This is a genomic window from Kitasatospora sp. NPDC036934, assembly GCF_055608425.1.
The window spans coordinates 38,152-53,969 of the sequence record NZ_JBVJQR010000017.1; the positions used below are offsets into that span (position 1 = coordinate 38,152).

The 15,818-nt window shown below is 73.2% G+C and carries 11 protein-coding genes and 1 pseudogene; 7 read left to right on the forward strand and 5 right to left on the reverse strand.

What is annotated here, in order from left to right; translation table 11 throughout:
• Positions 1–339 precede the first annotated feature (339 nt).
• Positions 340–1,059 (forward strand): TetR/AcrR family transcriptional regulator, encoded by a 720-nt coding sequence (locus ACZ7BZ_RS25315; RefSeq protein WP_470360276.1) that lies wholly within the window; start codon positions 340–342, stop codon positions 1,057–1,059.
• Positions 1,060–1,105: 46 nt separating this feature from the next.
• Here ACZ7BZ_RS25315 and ACZ7BZ_RS25320 read toward each other — a convergent pair whose 3' ends face one another.
• A complete protein-coding gene (locus ACZ7BZ_RS25320; protein ID WP_470360277.1) occupies positions 1,106–2,743 on the reverse strand; it encodes an amidohydrolase in 1,638 nt (545 codons plus the stop codon).
• Between the two features lie 42 nt (positions 2,744–2,785).
• Positions 2,786–4,204 carry an APC family permease gene (locus tag ACZ7BZ_RS25325; protein WP_470360392.1) on the reverse strand — a complete coding sequence of 473 codons (1,419 nt, stop codon included), beginning with the start codon at positions 4,202–4,204 and terminating at the stop codon, positions 2,786–2,788.
• A gap of 263 nt (positions 4,205–4,467) precedes the next feature.
• Between ACZ7BZ_RS25325 and ACZ7BZ_RS25330 the strand changes: the two genes are divergently transcribed.
• The 6 genes from ACZ7BZ_RS25330 (at position 4,468) to ACZ7BZ_RS25355 (ending at position 12,002) form a co-directional block, all read left to right on the forward strand.
• A complete protein-coding gene (locus ACZ7BZ_RS25330) occupies positions 4,468–6,387 on the forward strand; it encodes a glycoside hydrolase family 5 protein (protein ID WP_470360278.1) in 1,920 nt (639 codons plus the stop codon).
• Positions 6,388–6,544: 157 nt separating this feature from the next.
• Entirely contained in the window at positions 6,545–7,054 is a 510-nt protein-coding gene (locus ACZ7BZ_RS25335) for a signal peptide protein (protein ID WP_470360279.1), read from the forward strand.
• A gap of 475 nt (positions 7,055–7,529) precedes the next feature.
• The gene (locus tag ACZ7BZ_RS25340; protein ID WP_470360280.1) at positions 7,530–9,368 is read left to right on the forward strand and encodes a phospholipase C; all 1,839 of its coding nucleotides are present in this window, start codon (positions 7,530–7,532) and stop codon (positions 9,366–9,368) included.
• A gap of 115 nt (positions 9,369–9,483) precedes the next feature.
• Positions 9,484–10,455: a TAXI family TRAP transporter solute-binding subunit gene (locus tag ACZ7BZ_RS25345; RefSeq protein WP_470360281.1), complete on the forward strand. Its 972-nt coding sequence runs from the start codon at positions 9,484–9,486 to the stop codon at positions 10,453–10,455.
• A 210-nt stretch (positions 10,456–10,665) separates the two neighbouring features.
• Positions 10,666–11,391 carry a hypothetical protein gene (locus tag ACZ7BZ_RS25350; protein WP_470360282.1) on the forward strand — a complete coding sequence of 242 codons (726 nt, stop codon included), beginning with the start codon at positions 10,666–10,668 and terminating at the stop codon, positions 11,389–11,391.
• Between the two features lie 239 nt (positions 11,392–11,630).
• Positions 11,631–12,002, forward strand: coding sequence for a fic family toxin-antitoxin system, toxin component (locus ACZ7BZ_RS25355; protein ID WP_380458217.1), 372 nt, complete (start codon positions 11,631–11,633; stop codon positions 12,000–12,002).
• A 28-nt stretch (positions 12,003–12,030) separates the two neighbouring features.
• On the opposite strand, the gene ACZ7BZ_RS25360 is transcribed toward ACZ7BZ_RS25355, so the two are convergent.
• The 3 genes and pseudogenes from ACZ7BZ_RS25360 to ACZ7BZ_RS25370 all read right to left on the reverse strand — a co-directional run bounded on the left by ACZ7BZ_RS25360 (position 12,031) and on the right by ACZ7BZ_RS25370 (position 15,440).
• Positions 12,031–13,398: a sensor histidine kinase gene (locus tag ACZ7BZ_RS25360; RefSeq protein ID WP_470360283.1), complete on the reverse strand. Its 1,368-nt coding sequence runs from the start codon at positions 13,396–13,398 to the stop codon at positions 12,031–12,033.
• A complete protein-coding gene (locus ACZ7BZ_RS25365; protein ID WP_470360284.1) occupies positions 13,395–14,087 on the reverse strand; it encodes a response regulator transcription factor in 693 nt (230 codons plus the stop codon). The genes ACZ7BZ_RS25360 and ACZ7BZ_RS25365 overlap by 4 nt, the downstream gene beginning before the upstream one ends.
• Before the next feature lie 25 nt (positions 14,088–14,112).
• A pseudogene (locus ACZ7BZ_RS25370) lies at positions 14,113–15,440 on the reverse strand (MFS transporter).
• Positions 15,441–15,818: the final 378 nt, after the last annotated feature.

The window sequence follows — 15,818 nt, forward strand, 5'->3', positions numbered from 1 at the left end:
GCTGAACGTGGAACTTTGATGACCTGTCAGACGTATCCACCACGGCCCGCCTGACGAATGGTCACCCCACGGGTGGCCCCACCAGCGGGAATCCGGCTCCGGGCACGCTCTTGACACGAAACAAGCGCCATGTCGACAAAGCTGCTCGACCACAGAGGGTGACCGAACCTCGAACTGCACTACGAATGCCCCGGGAATTCGGCACAGCCTGCACAGAACCGTCCACGATTCATTCCAACCCACCAGCCCCAGGAGCAACGTTCGCCCGGAGCCCACCGGCCAGGAACGGCGGCGCACGCCCCTGTCCACCGTCAACACCGCTGACATAACCTGCAGGGCATGAGCGAACGCGTGGTCCCCGAGCCCCAGCGCCGCCGGCGGCGCCCCACCAAGCAGGGCGTCGTGCTCTCCCGGGAGCTGATCATCGACACCGCGCTGCGACTGGTCGAACAGCACCGCGCCGACGCCCTCACCGTCCGACGGCTCGGCGCCGCCCTGGGCGCGGACCCCAGCGCCGTCTACCGCTACTTCCACAGCACCGACGACCTGCTGCTGGCCATCGCCGACGAACTCATCTGCCGCGCCCAGGCCGGCTGGCGCCCCACCGGCGACTGGCGCGCCGACCTGCGCGCCATCGGCCTGCGGATCCACTCCGCCTACCTCGCCCACCCCCAGGCCGCCCTGCTCGCCGCCCACCGCACCACCGGCCGCACCCACGAGACCACCGCCGTCGAGCGGATCCTCGGTGTGCTGCGCACGGCCGGCTTCCCCGATCCGGAGGCCGTCGGCATCTACCACGCCTTCGTCGACCAGAGCCTCGGCTTCGCCGCCCTCGACGCCGCCGCCCTCGCCCTCCCGGCCGCCGCGGCCACCGCCGACCTCCAGGTCTGGCAGGCTTCCTACGCCCGCCTCGACGCCACCACCCACCCCCACATCGCCGCCACCGCCCACCTGCTCACCACCGACATGCGCCGCAGCGGCTACCCGTACGCCCTCGACCTGCTCCTCGACGCCGCCGCGGCCCGGCTCGCGGCGGCGGGGGCGGGGGCGACGCGCTGAGCGGGCCGCGGCAGCGTCGAGGAGCGATCGGGCGCGCGGTTCCCGACTACTCGGCGACGTACACGGCCGCACCGCCCACGTAGGTGCGCAGGACCCGGGCGTCGGCGATCCGCTCCGGGGCGCCGGTGAGAATGTCGCGGTCCAGCACGACGAGGTCGGCGAGGTGCCCGACCGTGAGGGTGCCGGCGCTGTCATGGCCGTTCACGTGGGCGGAGCCCGCGGTGTACGCGGCGAGGGCGGAGGGCAGGTCGAGGCGCTGCTCGGGCAGGAAGACCCGGCCGTCGGTGGCGCCCGGTTCCATCCGGTTGACGGCCACGTGGAGTCCGGCGAGCGGGTCCGGGCTGCTCACCGGCCAGTCGCTGCCCGCCGCCAGGGTCGCGCCCGCGCGCTGGAGCGCGGCGAAGGGGTACTGCCGGGCGGCGCGTTCGGGGCCGAGGAAGGGGATGGTCAGTTCGTCCATCTGCGGCTCGTGGGCGGCCCACAGCGGCTGGATGTTGGCGATCGCGCCGAGGCGGGCGAAGCGGGTCAGGTCGTCCGGGTGGACCACCTGGAGGTGGGCGAGATGGTGCCGGGTGCCGCGTCGGCCGTTCGCCGCCCGGGCGGCCTCGACGGCGTCCAGGGCCTCGCGGACGGCCCGGTCGCCGAGCGCGTGGAAGTGCACCTGGAAGTCGAGGGCGTCGAGTTCGGTGACGTATCCGCACAGGGCGGCCGGATCGACGAAGCTGAGGCCGGAGTTGGCGGTGGCGCAGCCGCAGGCATCCAGGTAGGGGCTGGTCATGGCGGCGGTGAAGTTCTCCGCGATGCCGTCCTGCATGATCTTCACCGAACCGGCCCGGAACCGTCCGTGGCTCAACTCGGCCCGCCGGGCGACGAGTTCGGTGATCTGCTCGGCGCCGCGCTCGCGGTCCCACCAGAGCGCGCCGGTCACCCGGGCGGTCAGCGCGCCGGAGCGGGCGGCGGCCAGGTAGGCGTCCGAGGGGTCCGGCTGGCCGTTGAACTCGCCGAGCAGGGCGTCCTGCCAGCCGGTGATGCCGAGCGAGTGCAGCAACCGCTGGGCCCGGAGCAGTCCGGTCAGCCGCTGGGCGGCGGTGGGCGGCGGCACCAGCCGGGCGACCAGGGCGGTGGCGCCCTCCTGGAGGGTGCCGGCGGGGGTGCCGTCGGGTTCGCGTTCGATCCGGCCGTCGGCCGGGTCGGGGGTGTCGCGGGTGAGGCCGGCCAGTTCGAGGGCCCGGGTGTTGGCCCACGCGCCGTGGTGGTCGCGGTTGGTGAGGTAGACCGGGCGGTCGGGGACGACGGAGTCGATCAGCTGCCGGGTGGGCAGGCCTCCGTCGAAGCTCTCCAGCGACCAGCCGCTGCCGGTGATCCACTCCTGGTCCGGGTTGGCCTCGGCGTAGGCGCGGATCCGCTCCAGGTACTCGGTCACGCCGACGGTGCCGGTGAGGTCGCAGGCGGCGGCCTCGACGCCGCCGAAGACCGCGTGGACGTGGGCGTCCTGGAAGCCCGGCAGCAGCAGTTTGCCGGTGAGGTCCACGACCTCGGTGCGCGGTCCGATCAGTTCGCGGACCTCGTCGTGTCCGACCGCGGTGATCCGTTCGCCGGTCACGGCCAGGCCGGTGGCCCGGGTGCGGGCGGCGTCGCCGGTGTGGACGGGGCCGTGGGTGAAGACCAGGTCGGCCTCGGTCATGGGTGGTGCTCCGTTCTCGGTGGTGCTCAGGGGGAGGGTGGGTCAGGCGCTCGGGTCGAGGAAGTACGGTGAGCGCCGCCGCCAGCGGGCCCAGGCCGCCGAGGGCAGTCCGGTGACGATCATCATCGCCACCACCGTCAGCTCGAACCAGCCGTTGTCGGCGGAGAGTTCGAAGTGGTCGGTGGAGCCGTAGAAGCTCCAGGCCAGGTACCCGCCGACGGCGAGCAGCGCGGCCGCGCCGAGCAGCGGGCCGACCACGGCGCGCAACCCCTGCCACGGGTCGGTGCGCAGCAGCCCGCGGAAGCGGACGGCGGCGGCGACGGCGGTGAGCGCGTAGTAGAGGGCGACGATGATGCCGATCGCGTTGACGGCGGCGGAGATCAGGTCGTTGACGGTGGGGATGGCGATCGAGGCGAGGGCGAGCAGCACGGCGATGCCGGTGACCAGCAGGGTGCCGACGGCGGGGGTGGTGTGCCGGGGGTGCAGCCTGGTCCAGACCGGGCCGAGCACGCCGTCGCGGCCCATCGCGTACATCCCGCGCGCGGTCGGGATCACCGAGGACTGCAGCGAGGCCACCGCGGAGAAGGTCAGGGCGATCAACGGAAGTGCGGCGAGCGGCTGGTGGGCCAAGGTGGTGCCGAAGTAGGTCAGTCCGTGGGCGCCGTTGTCGGCCAACTCGTCGAGCGGCAGCACCCGTTGGAAGGCCGTCCCGGCGAGCAGGAAGAGCAGCATCATCACCACCAGGGCGAGGAAGCCGCCCCGGGAGGCGTCGCGCGGCTCCCGCACCTCCTCGCCGACGCTGAACACCGACTCGAACCCCCAGTAGCAGAACACCGCGAGCACCATGCCCTGGGCCACGGCGTCGAAGGAGGGCAGGTCGAAGGGGTTGTACCACTGGAGGGAGAACGGCTGGTCGCCGGCGAACAGCCCGTAGCCGCAGAAGCCGAGCAGCACCGCGTACTCGAAGACCAGCAGCGCCTTCTGCAGCCGGGCGGCGAGGTCGAGTCCGCGGACGGCGACGAGGGCGGCACCGACCAGCACGACCAGGCCGAGCAGGGTGCACTGGACGGTGGAGTCGGCGTCCAGGCGCAGGCCCGCGACGCTGCGCAGGTGGGCCTGGTCGAGGAGTTGGATGACCGCGGAGCCGGTGACGGTGGTGGTGTAGGCCATGAAGACCACCGTGCCGACGGTGTTCACCCAGCCGGTGAGGAAGCCCAGCCAGGGGCTGAGGGTACGGCCGACCCAGCGGTAGCTGCTGCCGGCGTCGGGTTCGACCGCGTTCAACCGCCCGTAGCCGCCCGCGATGGCGAGCACGGGCAGGAAGGCCAGCAGCATGATCGCGGGCAGGTGCAGGCCGACGACGCCTGCCATCAGGCCCAGGCCGATGCCGATGCTGCTGGTGGCGGCCGTGCTGGAGGCGGCGATGACGGCGCCGTCCAGCAGGCCGATGGACCGGTGCATGGCGCCGTGGCCGACGCCCGTTCTCGGGCCGTTGCCCGTGTCGTCCTTCACCGTCGATGCCAACGGGTCACCGCCTTCTTCGTGGGGGGGTGTGGGGGTGGGGCGGGGGAAGTGCGAGCCATGAAACCGGTGGGTTCGTTTCACGTCAATGCCGTTGTCATAAGGGCGCCCAACCCGCCCGCACCGCCCGCACCCTCGTCCTGAACACTTGTTTTGACGTACCGTCGACAATCCCTGCCCCTGTCACCCTCGCCGGAGCATCCGTGATCCCCATCCGTAAGGCCCGCACCGCCGTGCTCGCGGTGGCGGCCCTGCTGGCCGCCCTCGTGAGCACCGCCCCACCCGCGCAAGCGGCCACCGCCACATCGGTCCTCAGCGGCGCCCAATTGGCCGCCTCCTGGACCGGCCCGCTGAGCACACGCGGGCGCTACGTCGTCGACGCCGACGGCGACCGGTTCAAGCTCAAGGCCGGCAACTGGGCAGGCGCCCAGGGCACTTGGGAGGGCAGTGGCTCGACCACCGACCCGGCGGACAACCAGGCCGGCCAGGTGTCGTACAACATCCCGCTCGGCCTGGACCGGGCGCCGATCGGCCAGATCCTGGCGGGCTTCCACGGCCTGGGCCTGAACGCCGTCCGGCTACCGTTCGCCAACGCCCTGATCCACGACGCCAGTACCGTTCCGGACGTCGCCGTCGCCGCCAACCCGCAACTCAAGGACCGGACCCCGCTCCAGGTCTACGACGCCGTGGTCGCCGCGCTGACCGCCGACGGCTTCGCGGTCATCCTCAACAACCACACCACCAGCTACCGCTTCTGCTGCGGCCTGGACGGCAACGAGCGCTGGAACAGCGGCCAGAGCACCCAGCAGTGGGAGGACGACTGGGTGTTCATGGCGAACCGCTACGCCTCGAACAAGCGGGTCGTCGGCGCGGACCTGCGCAACGAGGTCCGCCGGGACACCTGGGACGACCCCAACTGGGGCTTGGGTGACGCCCACGACGAGTACGGTGCCTTCGAGGAGGCCGGAAACCGGATCCTGCGGACCGACCCGGACCTGCTGGTCATCATGGAGGGCATCAACTGGTACGGCGTCCCCGCCGCCGGGTTCTCCCACGGCCGGCCGATGCTCACCCCGGTGGCGACCCTCTCCAACACCCTGATCCGCTCCGACAAGCTGGTCTACGCCGCCCACTTCTACGCCTACACCGGCCCGGCCAACACCGGCGCGGGCAGCGGCCCCGGCTCCACCTCCGACCCGCGCTACGAGGACTTCACCCCCGAGCAGCTGGCCCAGGTGGTGGACCAGGAGGCGCTGTTCGTCACCCGGTCCGGCCAGCACTTCACCGCCCCGGTCTGGGTCAGCGAGTTCGGCGCCGGCGGGCGCGGCTCCACCGACGCCAGGGAGCAAGCCTGGTTCGACCGCTTCACCGACATCCTGGCCGCCAACGACACCGACTTCGCCGTCTGGCCACTGGTCGGCTGGCAGAACAACGGTGTCCCCAACGACACCTGGGCGCTGCTCTCGTACGACAGCGCCGGCCGGCAACTCGGCCTCAACGAGCCCGGCGACTGGCGCGCCGCCGACTGGCACAAGCTGATCGACGCGCCCTCGTACACCGGCCAGGTCGCACCGGTCACCCGCTGGAACATGCTCGACCTCGACCACGGCGACCAGAACGTCTCCGCCCGGATGCTGGCCCGGCCCGACTGGAGCCCCGGCAACCGCAAGGGCGTCTGCCCGGACGGCCAGCGCCTGGCCGGCCTCGGCCGCGGCAGCAGCCGCGGCCTGTGCACCGACGCGGGGCAGCCCGCCGTCGGCGCCGGCGACTGGGTGACCGTCACCGACCAGCGCTACGTCACCGGGAGCGACTGGGCCTCCGGCTACGACAAGCTCCAGTGCCCGGACAGCACGTTCGCGGTGGGCTACAGCGTCCACAGCAACGCGATGTCCGCCCTGCTCTGCGCCCCGTCCGCCACCTCCCTGCCCGCCGCCGGCCGCACCGTCTGGTTCGACCGCGGCGACAACCGACCCGCCGCCGGCGGCTCCACCGCCAGTGACTGGGCACCCGGCTCCTACAAGGGCCAGTGCGCCGACGGCGAGTACGTGGCCGGCGTCGCCGACACCTGGAGCCGGCTGGAGTACGGCGTCCCGGACGCGCTGCTCTGCCGCCCGCTGGGCTGACCTCCGAGGGCGGGCACGTGCCCGGCGGATGCGCCATCCGCCGGGCACGTGCAAGGTGGTGGAGTACGAACCGCCCGGCCGGCGACCGTCCGTGGCCCTGCGGACACCGTCCGCCGGGCGACCGGCCCCCAGCCGCCCCTCGACCGAAGGAGGCGCCATGCCGACCAGGACGATCCCCCGTCGGGCTCTGGTGCTGACCGTCGCCGCCCTCACCGTCCTGCCCGCCGCGGCGATCAGCGCGCCCGCGCAGGCGGCCTCCGCGCCCCCGGGCGCCGCAGCCGCCACCTCCGGCCCGGCCGCCGTGCCGGTGCGCTTCGTGGACCTGCCCGACTCCGCGCTGCCGACCGACCGCGCGCCGCACCGGCTCACCTTCCGTTACCGCAACGACACGCCGACGGATCAGACCGTCGCCCCGCAGATCCTGCTCGTATCCCCCCGGCAGGGCCCCTTCCTCAGCACCTCGGACTTCCGGCTGGAGATGCGGGGCACGGACGGCCACTGGCACACCGTGCCGCTCGCCAGCCAGACCGGTACGCTGTACACCGCGCTGGTCCCGGCGAAGATCGTCCTGCACTCCGGCCACACCCTCACCGAGAGCTACCGGCTCACCGCGCTCCACGAGCCCGCCCGGGGGGCGGTCGAGCCCCGGATCGCGATCTACGCCTGAGCCGGCGGCCGGCCGCCCGGGGTGCGCTGACCGTCGTGGCGGCCCGCTCCGGGCGCTGCCCGGAGCGGGCCCGGCTGCTCCGGCACCTCAGATGGCTCGGGCGACTCAGACGACTCGGGCGACTCAGCCGGCCCCTCCGCGACCCCGGCGCGGGCAGCCGGCCGACGGTGACTTCGGCCACGGTTTCGCGCCGTCCCCGGTCTCCACCCCCCGGCCCGGACGGAAGCGACATATGTGGCCGGAAAGCACTGAAAGTCGTCCCACAATGGCCTGATTCGAGCGACATTCATCGGACTTGTCTGCCCGACGGCAGCCCTGATGAAGAGTTCCGTACCTCGGCGATTAACCGCGTGTTCACATGCACTCGTCAACCGTGTTCACCGCTACGCTCTAGCGTCTAGCCGCCGCGCCGCTCGTGCTACGCGCGTCACGGCCCCAACTTGACACGTATGACGATGACGTCCGAGGAACCGACATGCACGCAGTTCCCAGCCGCAACAGGTGGCTCCGCTACGGCGCCGGCCTGATCGGCGCGGCCTCGCTGACCGCCTTCGGCACCGCGCCCGCCGCCTTCGCCGCCGACGGCCCGCAAACCGCCACCCCGATCAAGCACCTGGTGGTGATATTCCAGGAGAACGTCTCCTTCGACCACTACTTCGGCACCTACCCGAACGCGGCCAACACCGCCGACGACAAGGTGAAGTTCACCGCCAAGCCCGGCACCCCGAAGGTGGACGGCCTCAGCGACGACCTGCTGCACAAGAACCCGAACCGGAACAACCCCGTGCGGCTGACGCCCTCCCAGGCCGTCACCTGCGACCAGGACCACACCTACAAGGACGAGCAGCTCGCCTTCGACGGCGGCAAGATGGACAAGTTCGTCGAGCACACCGACATCGAGAGCTGCAAGGCCCCGATGTACACCGCGCCCGGCCTGGTGATGGACTACTACGACGGGAACACCGTCACCGGTCTCTGGAACTACGCCCAGCGCTTCGCGATGAGCGACAACTCCTTCGGTACCAACTACGGGCCCTCCACCCCCGGCGCGCTCAACCTGGTCTCGGGCCAGCTGCACGGCGGCTACCCGGTCGACCCGAAGACCGGCAAGCAGACCACCGACGCCTACGTGGTCGCCTCCCCGGACGCCAAGGGCATCGGCACCGTCATCAACGACCCCGACCCGGGCTACGACGACTGCTCCAACCCGGCGCACAACCAGCTCGTCATGACCGGCAAGAACATCGGCGACCTGCTCAACGACAAGGGCGTCAGCTGGGGCTGGTTCCAGGGCGGCTTCAAGCCGACCGGCACCAAGGACGGCAAGGCCGCCTGCGGCGCCACGCACAACAACATCGTGGGCGCCCCGCAGACCGACTACAACCCGCACCACGAGCCCTTCCAGTACTACAAGTCCACGGCGAACCCGCAGCACCTGGCGCCCAAGACGGTGGACGAGATCGGCCACGACGGCCAGGCCAACCACCAGTACGACCTGACCGACTTCGACGCCGCCGTCCAGCACGGCAACCTGCCGGCCGTCAGCTACCTCAAGGCCGCCAACTACCAGGACGGCCACGCCGGTTACTCGGACCCGCTGGACGAGCAGCACTTCGTCGTCGACACCATCAACAAGCTGCAGAAGTCCAAGGACTGGGCCTCCACCGCCGTCGTCATCGCCTACGACGACTCGGACGGCTGGTACGACCACAAGTTCGCCGAGCCGGTCAACGGCTCGCGCGACGCCGCCAACGACAGCCTGAGCGGCACCGGCCAGTGCGGCAAGGACGCCGGCTGGGGCGGCTACGCCGACCGCTGCGGCTTCGGCCCGCGCCTGCCGCTGCTGGTGGCCTCGCCGTACGCCAAGGCCAACTTCGTCGACCACACCCAGACCGACCAGACCTCGATCCTGCGCTTCGTCGAGGACAACTGGAAGACCGGCCGGATCGGCGACTACTCCTTCGACGAGCACGCCGGCTCCATCGAGGGCATGTTCGACTTCAAGAACCCGCAGCCGGCCACCCTGATCCTGGACCCGGCCACCGGCCAGCCGGTCGGCGGCGACACCCCGAGCGGCCAGCCCACCGGCGGCACCACCACCACCCCGGCCGGCTCGGCCACCTCGGCCACCTCCAGCGACGCCACCGGCAGCACCACCGTCGCCGGCGCCACCAGCAGCGTCTCCGGCCCGCCGCTGGCCGAGACCGGCGCCAACTCCAACACCGGCCCGATCGCGGCCGCAGCCGTCGCCCTGCTCGCCGTCGGCGGCGGCGCGGTCTACCTCGCGCGCCGCAAGCGCGGCCGCCGCGCCTGACGCCGTAGCGCCGAAACGACGACACCGCCGGGCCCTCGAGAACGAGGGCCCGGCGGTGTCCGCTCTCCCCGCGCTCCCAGAGCCTCCGGGGGCGGAGCGGACTACCCTTCCCGCCATGACCGCGACCACCCCGCGCCGCCGTACCCTGCTGGGCGCCGCCCTGGCGGGGGCCCTCACCGTGGGCTGCTCAACAGGTTGCTCCGCCGGAGCGGCACCGAGCCGGTCCCTGCGGCTGGCCACCGGGCCCGAGGGCGGGCCGTACAACGCCTTCGGGCGCTCCTTCACCGAGGCCGTCACGGCGGGCGGGCACCTCACCCTCACCCCGGTGAGCAGCGCGGCCAGCGTCGACAACCTCCAGCAGCTCGCCGACGGCTCGGTGGACCTCGCGCTGACCACCGCCGACGTCGCCGAGGACGCGGTGCTCGGGCACGACACCTTCGACCACCCGCTCGAACTCACCGCGCTGGCCCGGGTGTACGTCAACTACCTGCACCTGCTCGCCCCCGCCGACGGGCCGGTGCGCGAACTCGCCGACCTCGCGGGCCGCCGGGTGGCCACCGGCGCGGTGGGCTCCGGGAACCAGGTCACGGCCGGGCGGCTGCTGCGCCGGGCGGGCCTCACCGGCGACCGAGCGCCGCTGGAACAACGCTCGCTAGGGCTGGCCGAGTCACTGGCCGCGCTGCGGGCCGGGGAGCTGGACGCGGTGTTCTGGTCCGGCGGTGTGCCGACGCCCGCGGTGTCCGCTCTGGCGGGCGAACTGCCGCTGCGGTTCGTGCCCTTGGACGCCGTCGCCGCGCTGCTGCGGGAGCGCTACGGCCCGGTGTACACGGCCGTCACCCTGCCCGCCGGCGCGTACGGCCTGGCCGGCCCGGTCACCACCCTCGGCGTGGGCAACTACCTGACGGCCCGTCCGGGCGTGCCGGGGGACGCCGTCCGCCTACTGCTCGGCGTCCTCTTCGGCCAATGGGCCACCCTGCTGCGGTCGGTGACGGCCGGTGCCCGGCTGGAGCCCCGGTTCGCGATCTCCACCGGGGCCGTCCCGCTGCACCCGGGGGCGGCGGCGTACTACCGGTCGGTGTACGGGTAGCTCCGGGTACGGTCGATCGGGCGCGGGTGGGTCGGGGCACGGACGGGCGGCATCCGGCGAACCGGCAGGGAGCGTGACGATCCGGTGACACGGAAGGCGTCATTCCGTCGAGTGCCCCGACTAACTTCGATCGTGCACGCCGCTCCGCCGGCCCCGCCCGGGCCGGTCAAGGCGCCGGCGCTCACCCGTACTTCGGCACAGGAGAACCGCATGTCGCTCTCGATGATCCGCCGCACCCGCCGCGCCCGCACCCTGGCCGGCACCGTGCTGACCGCCGCGCTGCTGGTCCCGGCCGCCACCGCCTGCAGCAGCTCCTCCGGTTCGACCGCCGCCACCACGCCCACCGCCACCCTCAGCGCCACCGCCGCCACCACGCCCACCACCGCCCCGCCCACCGCGGCCACGCCCGCCCCTGCCGACGGGTCACCGGCCGCTCCCCCGAGCGCGCACGCCAGCAGCATCCCGGCCGGCCAGCCCAGCCCGCACCGCACCACCCCGCCGGCGAGCGCCGGCAAGGGCGCGCCGCCGGCGGCCGGCCAGACCCTGCCGGACGGCAGCAAGGTGGAGATCCAGAAGCTCGGTGACCTGCACTACGTCGCCAAGCTCGTCCACGACGGCCAGGTCCTCGGCACGGTGGAGGCGAACGGGCACGACGCCGGGGTCGACGCCAACGACATGTTCGTGGTGCTCTCGACGGACGGCACCGTCCACGCCTGGATGGGCGGCGCGCACCAGGGCCCGGGCACCTTCAAGCTCGCGGGCGGCTGGACGGCCAAGGTCACCAAGGTCGGCGAGCTGCACTACCGCGCCGACATCATCGGCAACGAGAGCGCGGTGATGGGCACCCTGGAGGCCGACCAGCACGACGACGGGCTGAACGCCAACGGCGTCTACATCGTGCTCGGCGCCGGCGGGGAGATCAGCGCTCACGAGTGAGCCCGGCACCCCGACGCACCTTCGAGCACGTTCAGACTCCGCCAAGCACCGTCAAGCACCGTCAAGCACTGCCAAGCACCGCCAGGCGCCGTTTGGTAGCACCCCGTACGCCTCGCTACGCTGCGGAGCATGCGGTTGAACGTCCGGCTGGACGACCGGCTCCAGCTCCCCGAGGCACCCGAACGGCAGGCACCGGCGGCACCCGCCCGCCGGTGGCGCGAACGCCCGCTGGACGCGGCGTGATCCTTCGCATCGACCGGGCCTGGCTGCTGGACATCGCCCACCGCTTCCTGCCCGCCGACCCGGACATCGTCGACTACGGCACCCTCACCGCCGCCGTCGCCCGCCACGTCGACGAGGTCATGGACGTGCCGGTGTACGAGGGCCCGCACCAGCGCGCGGCCGCGCTGATGCACCAGCTGATCCGGGTCCCGGCACTGGAGTCCGGCAACGAGCACTTCGCCGCCGTGGTCGCCGCCGCCTACCTCAGCGCCTCCGGCGTGGTCGTCACCGCCGGGCCGAAGGCCGCCGCCGAACTCGCCGCCCGGATCCGCGACGGCCGCGCCGACGTCCGGGAGACCGCCACCGCCCTCCGCAGCTGGTACCGCTGAGCCCCCGAGCCCCCTGAGCCCGCCCAGCTCACGGCGCGGGCAGCCGGAACTCGACGGTCAGCCCGTGCGGCCGGGTCGGGGCGACGGCCAGCGTGCCGCCGCCGGCCCGGGCGAGCTCGTCCGCGATGGCCAGCCCGAGACCGGTGCCGGGCAGGTTCTGGTGCTCCGGCGAGCGGGCGAACCGCCGCAGCAGCATCGGGAGTTGAGCGTCCGGAACGCCGGGACCGGTGTCCCGGACCCGCACCACCGCGCCACCGTCCGGGCCGGCCGAGGCGGTCACCCGGACGCGCTCCCCGGGCGGCACGAACTTCCCGGCGTTGTCCAGCAGCGCGTCCAGGATCCGCCCGGCCGCGTCGGGCAGGGTACGGGCACGCAGCCCGGGCGTCACCCGGGCCGTCAACTCCAGCCCGCCCGCCTCGAACACCGGCACCCAGGCGGCCACCCGTTCGGCCACCGCCGCGGACACGTCGTTCTCCTCGACCGGCGCGGCGGCCGCCTCCAGCCGGGCCAGCGTGAGCAGTCCGTCGAGCAGTTCGCCCAGCCGGTCCGCCTCGTCCAGGGCCAGCGCGTGCGCCTGCCGCCCCGGGCCCGGGCCGACGTGCGGCTCGGCGTTCTCCAGTTGCAGCACCAGCGTGGCCAGCGGGTTGCGCAGCTGGTGGGAGGCATCGGCGACGAAGTCCCGCTGGCGGCGCAGGGATTCGGCGACGGCCTGCGCCATGCCGTCGAAGTGCCGCCGCAGCCGCCGAAGTTCGGGCGGGCCGGTGTCGGCGGCGACCCTCGGCTCGAAGCGCCCGCCCGCCACGGTGGCCAGCGCGCGGTCGAGTTCGTCGACCGGCCGCAGCAGCCAGCGGGCGATCCCGGCGGCGACCAGGGCGGCGGCGCCGAAGGCGGTGACGGCGCCGGCCGCGATCAGCGCCCAGCGGACCAGCACGTCATGGCGCGCGGCGCCGGTGGGGACGGTCAACAGCACGGCGCCGCCGACCCGTTCGTCCTGTCCGACCGGCTCGGCCAGCACCACGGTGCCGGGCCCCCAGGGGTGGACGGTGGGCAGCGCCTCGGTGGAGCGGCCGGTGAGGGCGCGCTCCTCGGCCTGCCGCGCGGCCGCGCCGCGCGGGGCGGACCCGGCCCGCCCGACGGTGTGCCCGGCGGCGTCCACCACCGTCACGGTGGCGCCGTAGAGCTGGGCGTAGCGGCCGAGTTCGGCGTCGAGCTCCCGGTGGTCGGCGTCGGTGCGGATCCGGTCAGCGAGTTCGGCGAAGCGTACGGCGTCGGCCCGCCGCTGCAGCAGCAGGTGTTCCGTGCGGCCACGGGCGTAGGAGTCGGCCAGTGGCAGGGCGAGCAGCAGCACGGCCGTACCGATGAGCGCGGTGAGCACGGCCAGCAGGCGGCGCCTCACGGGCCGTCCAGGGCGCCGAGCTGGTAGCCGTAGCCGCGGATGGTGCGCACCAGGGCGGCCCGGCCGGTCTTGGCCCGGATGCCGGCCACGTGCACGTCCAGCGAGCGCGAGGAGGCGAGGAAGGCGTCGCCCCAGATCCGGTCGAGGATCTCCTCGCGGGAGCGGACGTCGCCGGGCTGGGCGGCGAGTAGGGCGAGCACGTCGAACTCGCGCCGGGTGAGCCGGACGACCTCGCCGTCGACGCTCACCGTGCGGGCGGCGAGGTCGATCGCGACGTCCCCGGTGCGCACCCGTCGCTCCCCCTCGGCCGGTTCCGCGGATTCCGAGGAGTCCCGGGAGGAGGTGCGGCGGCGCACGGTGTCGATCCGAGCGATGAGTTCGGCCATCCGGAACGGCTTGACCACGTAGTCGTCGGCGCCGGCCCGCAGGCCCTGGAGGACGTCCCGCTCCTCGCTGCGCGCGGTGACCACGATCAACGGCAGGTCGCACACCGTGCGGAGCTTGCGCAGCAGGTCGAGGCCGTCCAGGTCGGGCAGGCCGAGGTCGAGCAGCACGAACTCGGCCTCCCGGGCGTGCCGCAGTGCCTCGGCGGCGCGGACCACCCGGCGCACGGTGTGGCCGCGCCGGGTGAGCGCGGTGGTGAGGGCCTGGGCCATCCGGTCGTCGTCCTCGACCAGCAGCATGTGCACGGAACCCTCCCCAGCGGTGAGGGCACTACCGTACGGTCTCCGCCCCGGCGGGCGCGGCCGGGGCCTCCCCGGAGGTCTCCTGCGCGGTCTCCGCCGGGGCTTCCGCCGGGCTGAGCACGGCGTGCCGGGTGTCCGGCATCAGCACATAGGTCACCAGCGAGACCAGGGCGCAGCCGGAGACGTACCAGAAGAAGCCGGACTCGTGCCCGCTGTTCTTGAACCAGAGCGCGATGTACTCGGCGGTGCCGCCGAACAGCGCGTTGGCGAGGGCGTACGGGAGCGCGACGCCAAGGGCGCGGATCCGGGTCGGGAACAGCTCCGCCTTCACCGCCGCGTTGATCGAGGTGTAGCCGGTGACGATGACCAGCGCGGTGAGCGAGAGCCCGAGCGCCGACCAGTAGCCGCCGGCCGAGCCGAGCGCCGTCATCAGCGGGTAGGTGCCGACGGTGCAGCCGAGCGCGAAGGTGATCAGCAGCGGGCGGCGGCCGATCCGGTCGGAGAGCAGGCCCGCCGCCGGCTGGATCGCGGCGAAGACTGCGAGCGCGGTGAAGCTGACCAGGGTGGCGGTGTTCTTGTTCAGCCCGGCGCTCCCGATCAGGTACTTGGTCAGGTAGGTGGTGTACGTGTAGTACGCGACGGTGCCGCCGAGGGTGAGCGCCATCACCAGCGCCGCCTGGCGCCGGTGCTCCCACAGGGTGCGCAGGGTGCCTCGGGCGTCGGCCGCCGCGCGCCCGCCGGACTCGGCGGTGAACGCCTCGGTCTCCGGCAGCCGGCGGCGCAGCCACAGCACCACCACCGCGAGGACGGCGCCCAGCAGGAACGGCAACCGCCAACCCCAGGAGTGCAGTTGGGCGTTGCTGAGGGTGTGCTGCAGGACGATCAGGATGCCCAGACCGAGGAGCTGGCCGCAGGTCATCGACACGTACTGGAACGAGGAGCCGACCCCGCGCCGGTTCGGGGCGGGGTCGCCTCGGTCAGATAGGTGGCGCTGGCCGCGTACTCGCCGCCGATGCTGAGGCCCTGGAGCAGCCGGGCGAGCAGCAGAACGACGGCGCCGAGGTAGCCGGACTGACCGTACGTCGGGGCGATCGCGATCAGCACGGCGGCCGCGGACATCATGGTGACGGTCAGGGTGAGTGCGCTCTTGCGGCCGTGCCGGTCCGCGGCCCGGCCGAGCAACCAGCCGCCGACCGGGCGCATCAGGAAACCGACCGCGAAGATGCCGGCGGTGTTCATCAGCTTCGCGGTGGAGTTGCTGCCGGGGAAGAAGTCGTCGGCGAAGTAGACGGCGAAGCTGGCGTAGACGAACCAGTCGTACCACTCCACCAGGTTGCCCAGCGACCCGCCGACCATGGCGAGCCGCCGTCGGGCGCGCTCCTCGCCGGGCGGCTGCGACTGGACGGCGACGGCGGCGGACGGGGACATGGCGGCTCCGGGGGCTGGTACGGCGGGTGGGTGTCCCAGAGCGTGCGGCCGGCCACCGGGCGGCGGCAAGGAGCGCCGCACAGAACTTACGTTCCGCTAAGGAAGGCCGGCGCCTGACGCGTCGGCCGATCCCCCGCTTCCAGTCCCCGCCGAACCGGTGATCCCCACCCGGCACCGGCGTGAGCGCGGCACCCGGACCCGCTCGGGGGTTCGGGCCGGGGCCGCTGCTCCAGGGTCTCCTCGATGAGCGCCGTCGGCACGCGGAGTCACGCATTCGGGGCGCGGAGGGGGACCCACCGGTCGTGG

Bases quoted from the DNA above. Each gene is read 5' to 3' on its own strand.
- ACZ7BZ_RS25315 (WP_470360276.1), top strand. From the start codon at position 340: ATGAGCGAACGCGTGGTCCCCGAGCCCCAGCGCCGCCGGCGGCGCCCC.
- ACZ7BZ_RS25320 (WP_470360277.1), bottom strand. From the start codon at position 2,743: ATGACCGAGGCCGACCTGGTCTTCACCCACGGCCCCGTCCACACCGGC.
- ACZ7BZ_RS25325 (WP_470360392.1), bottom strand. From the start codon at position 4,204: ATGCACCGGTCCATCGGCCTGCTGGACGGCGCCGTCATCGCCGCCTCC.
- ACZ7BZ_RS25335 (WP_470360279.1), top strand. From the start codon at position 6,545: ATGCCGACCAGGACGATCCCCCGTCGGGCTCTGGTGCTGACCGTCGCC.
- ACZ7BZ_RS25340 (WP_470360280.1), top strand. From the start codon at position 7,530: ATGCACGCAGTTCCCAGCCGCAACAGGTGGCTCCGCTACGGCGCCGGC.
- ACZ7BZ_RS25345 (WP_470360281.1), top strand. From the start codon at position 9,484: ATGACCGCGACCACCCCGCGCCGCCGTACCCTGCTGGGCGCCGCCCTG.
- ACZ7BZ_RS25350 (WP_470360282.1), top strand. From the start codon at position 10,666: ATGTCGCTCTCGATGATCCGCCGCACCCGCCGCGCCCGCACCCTGGCC.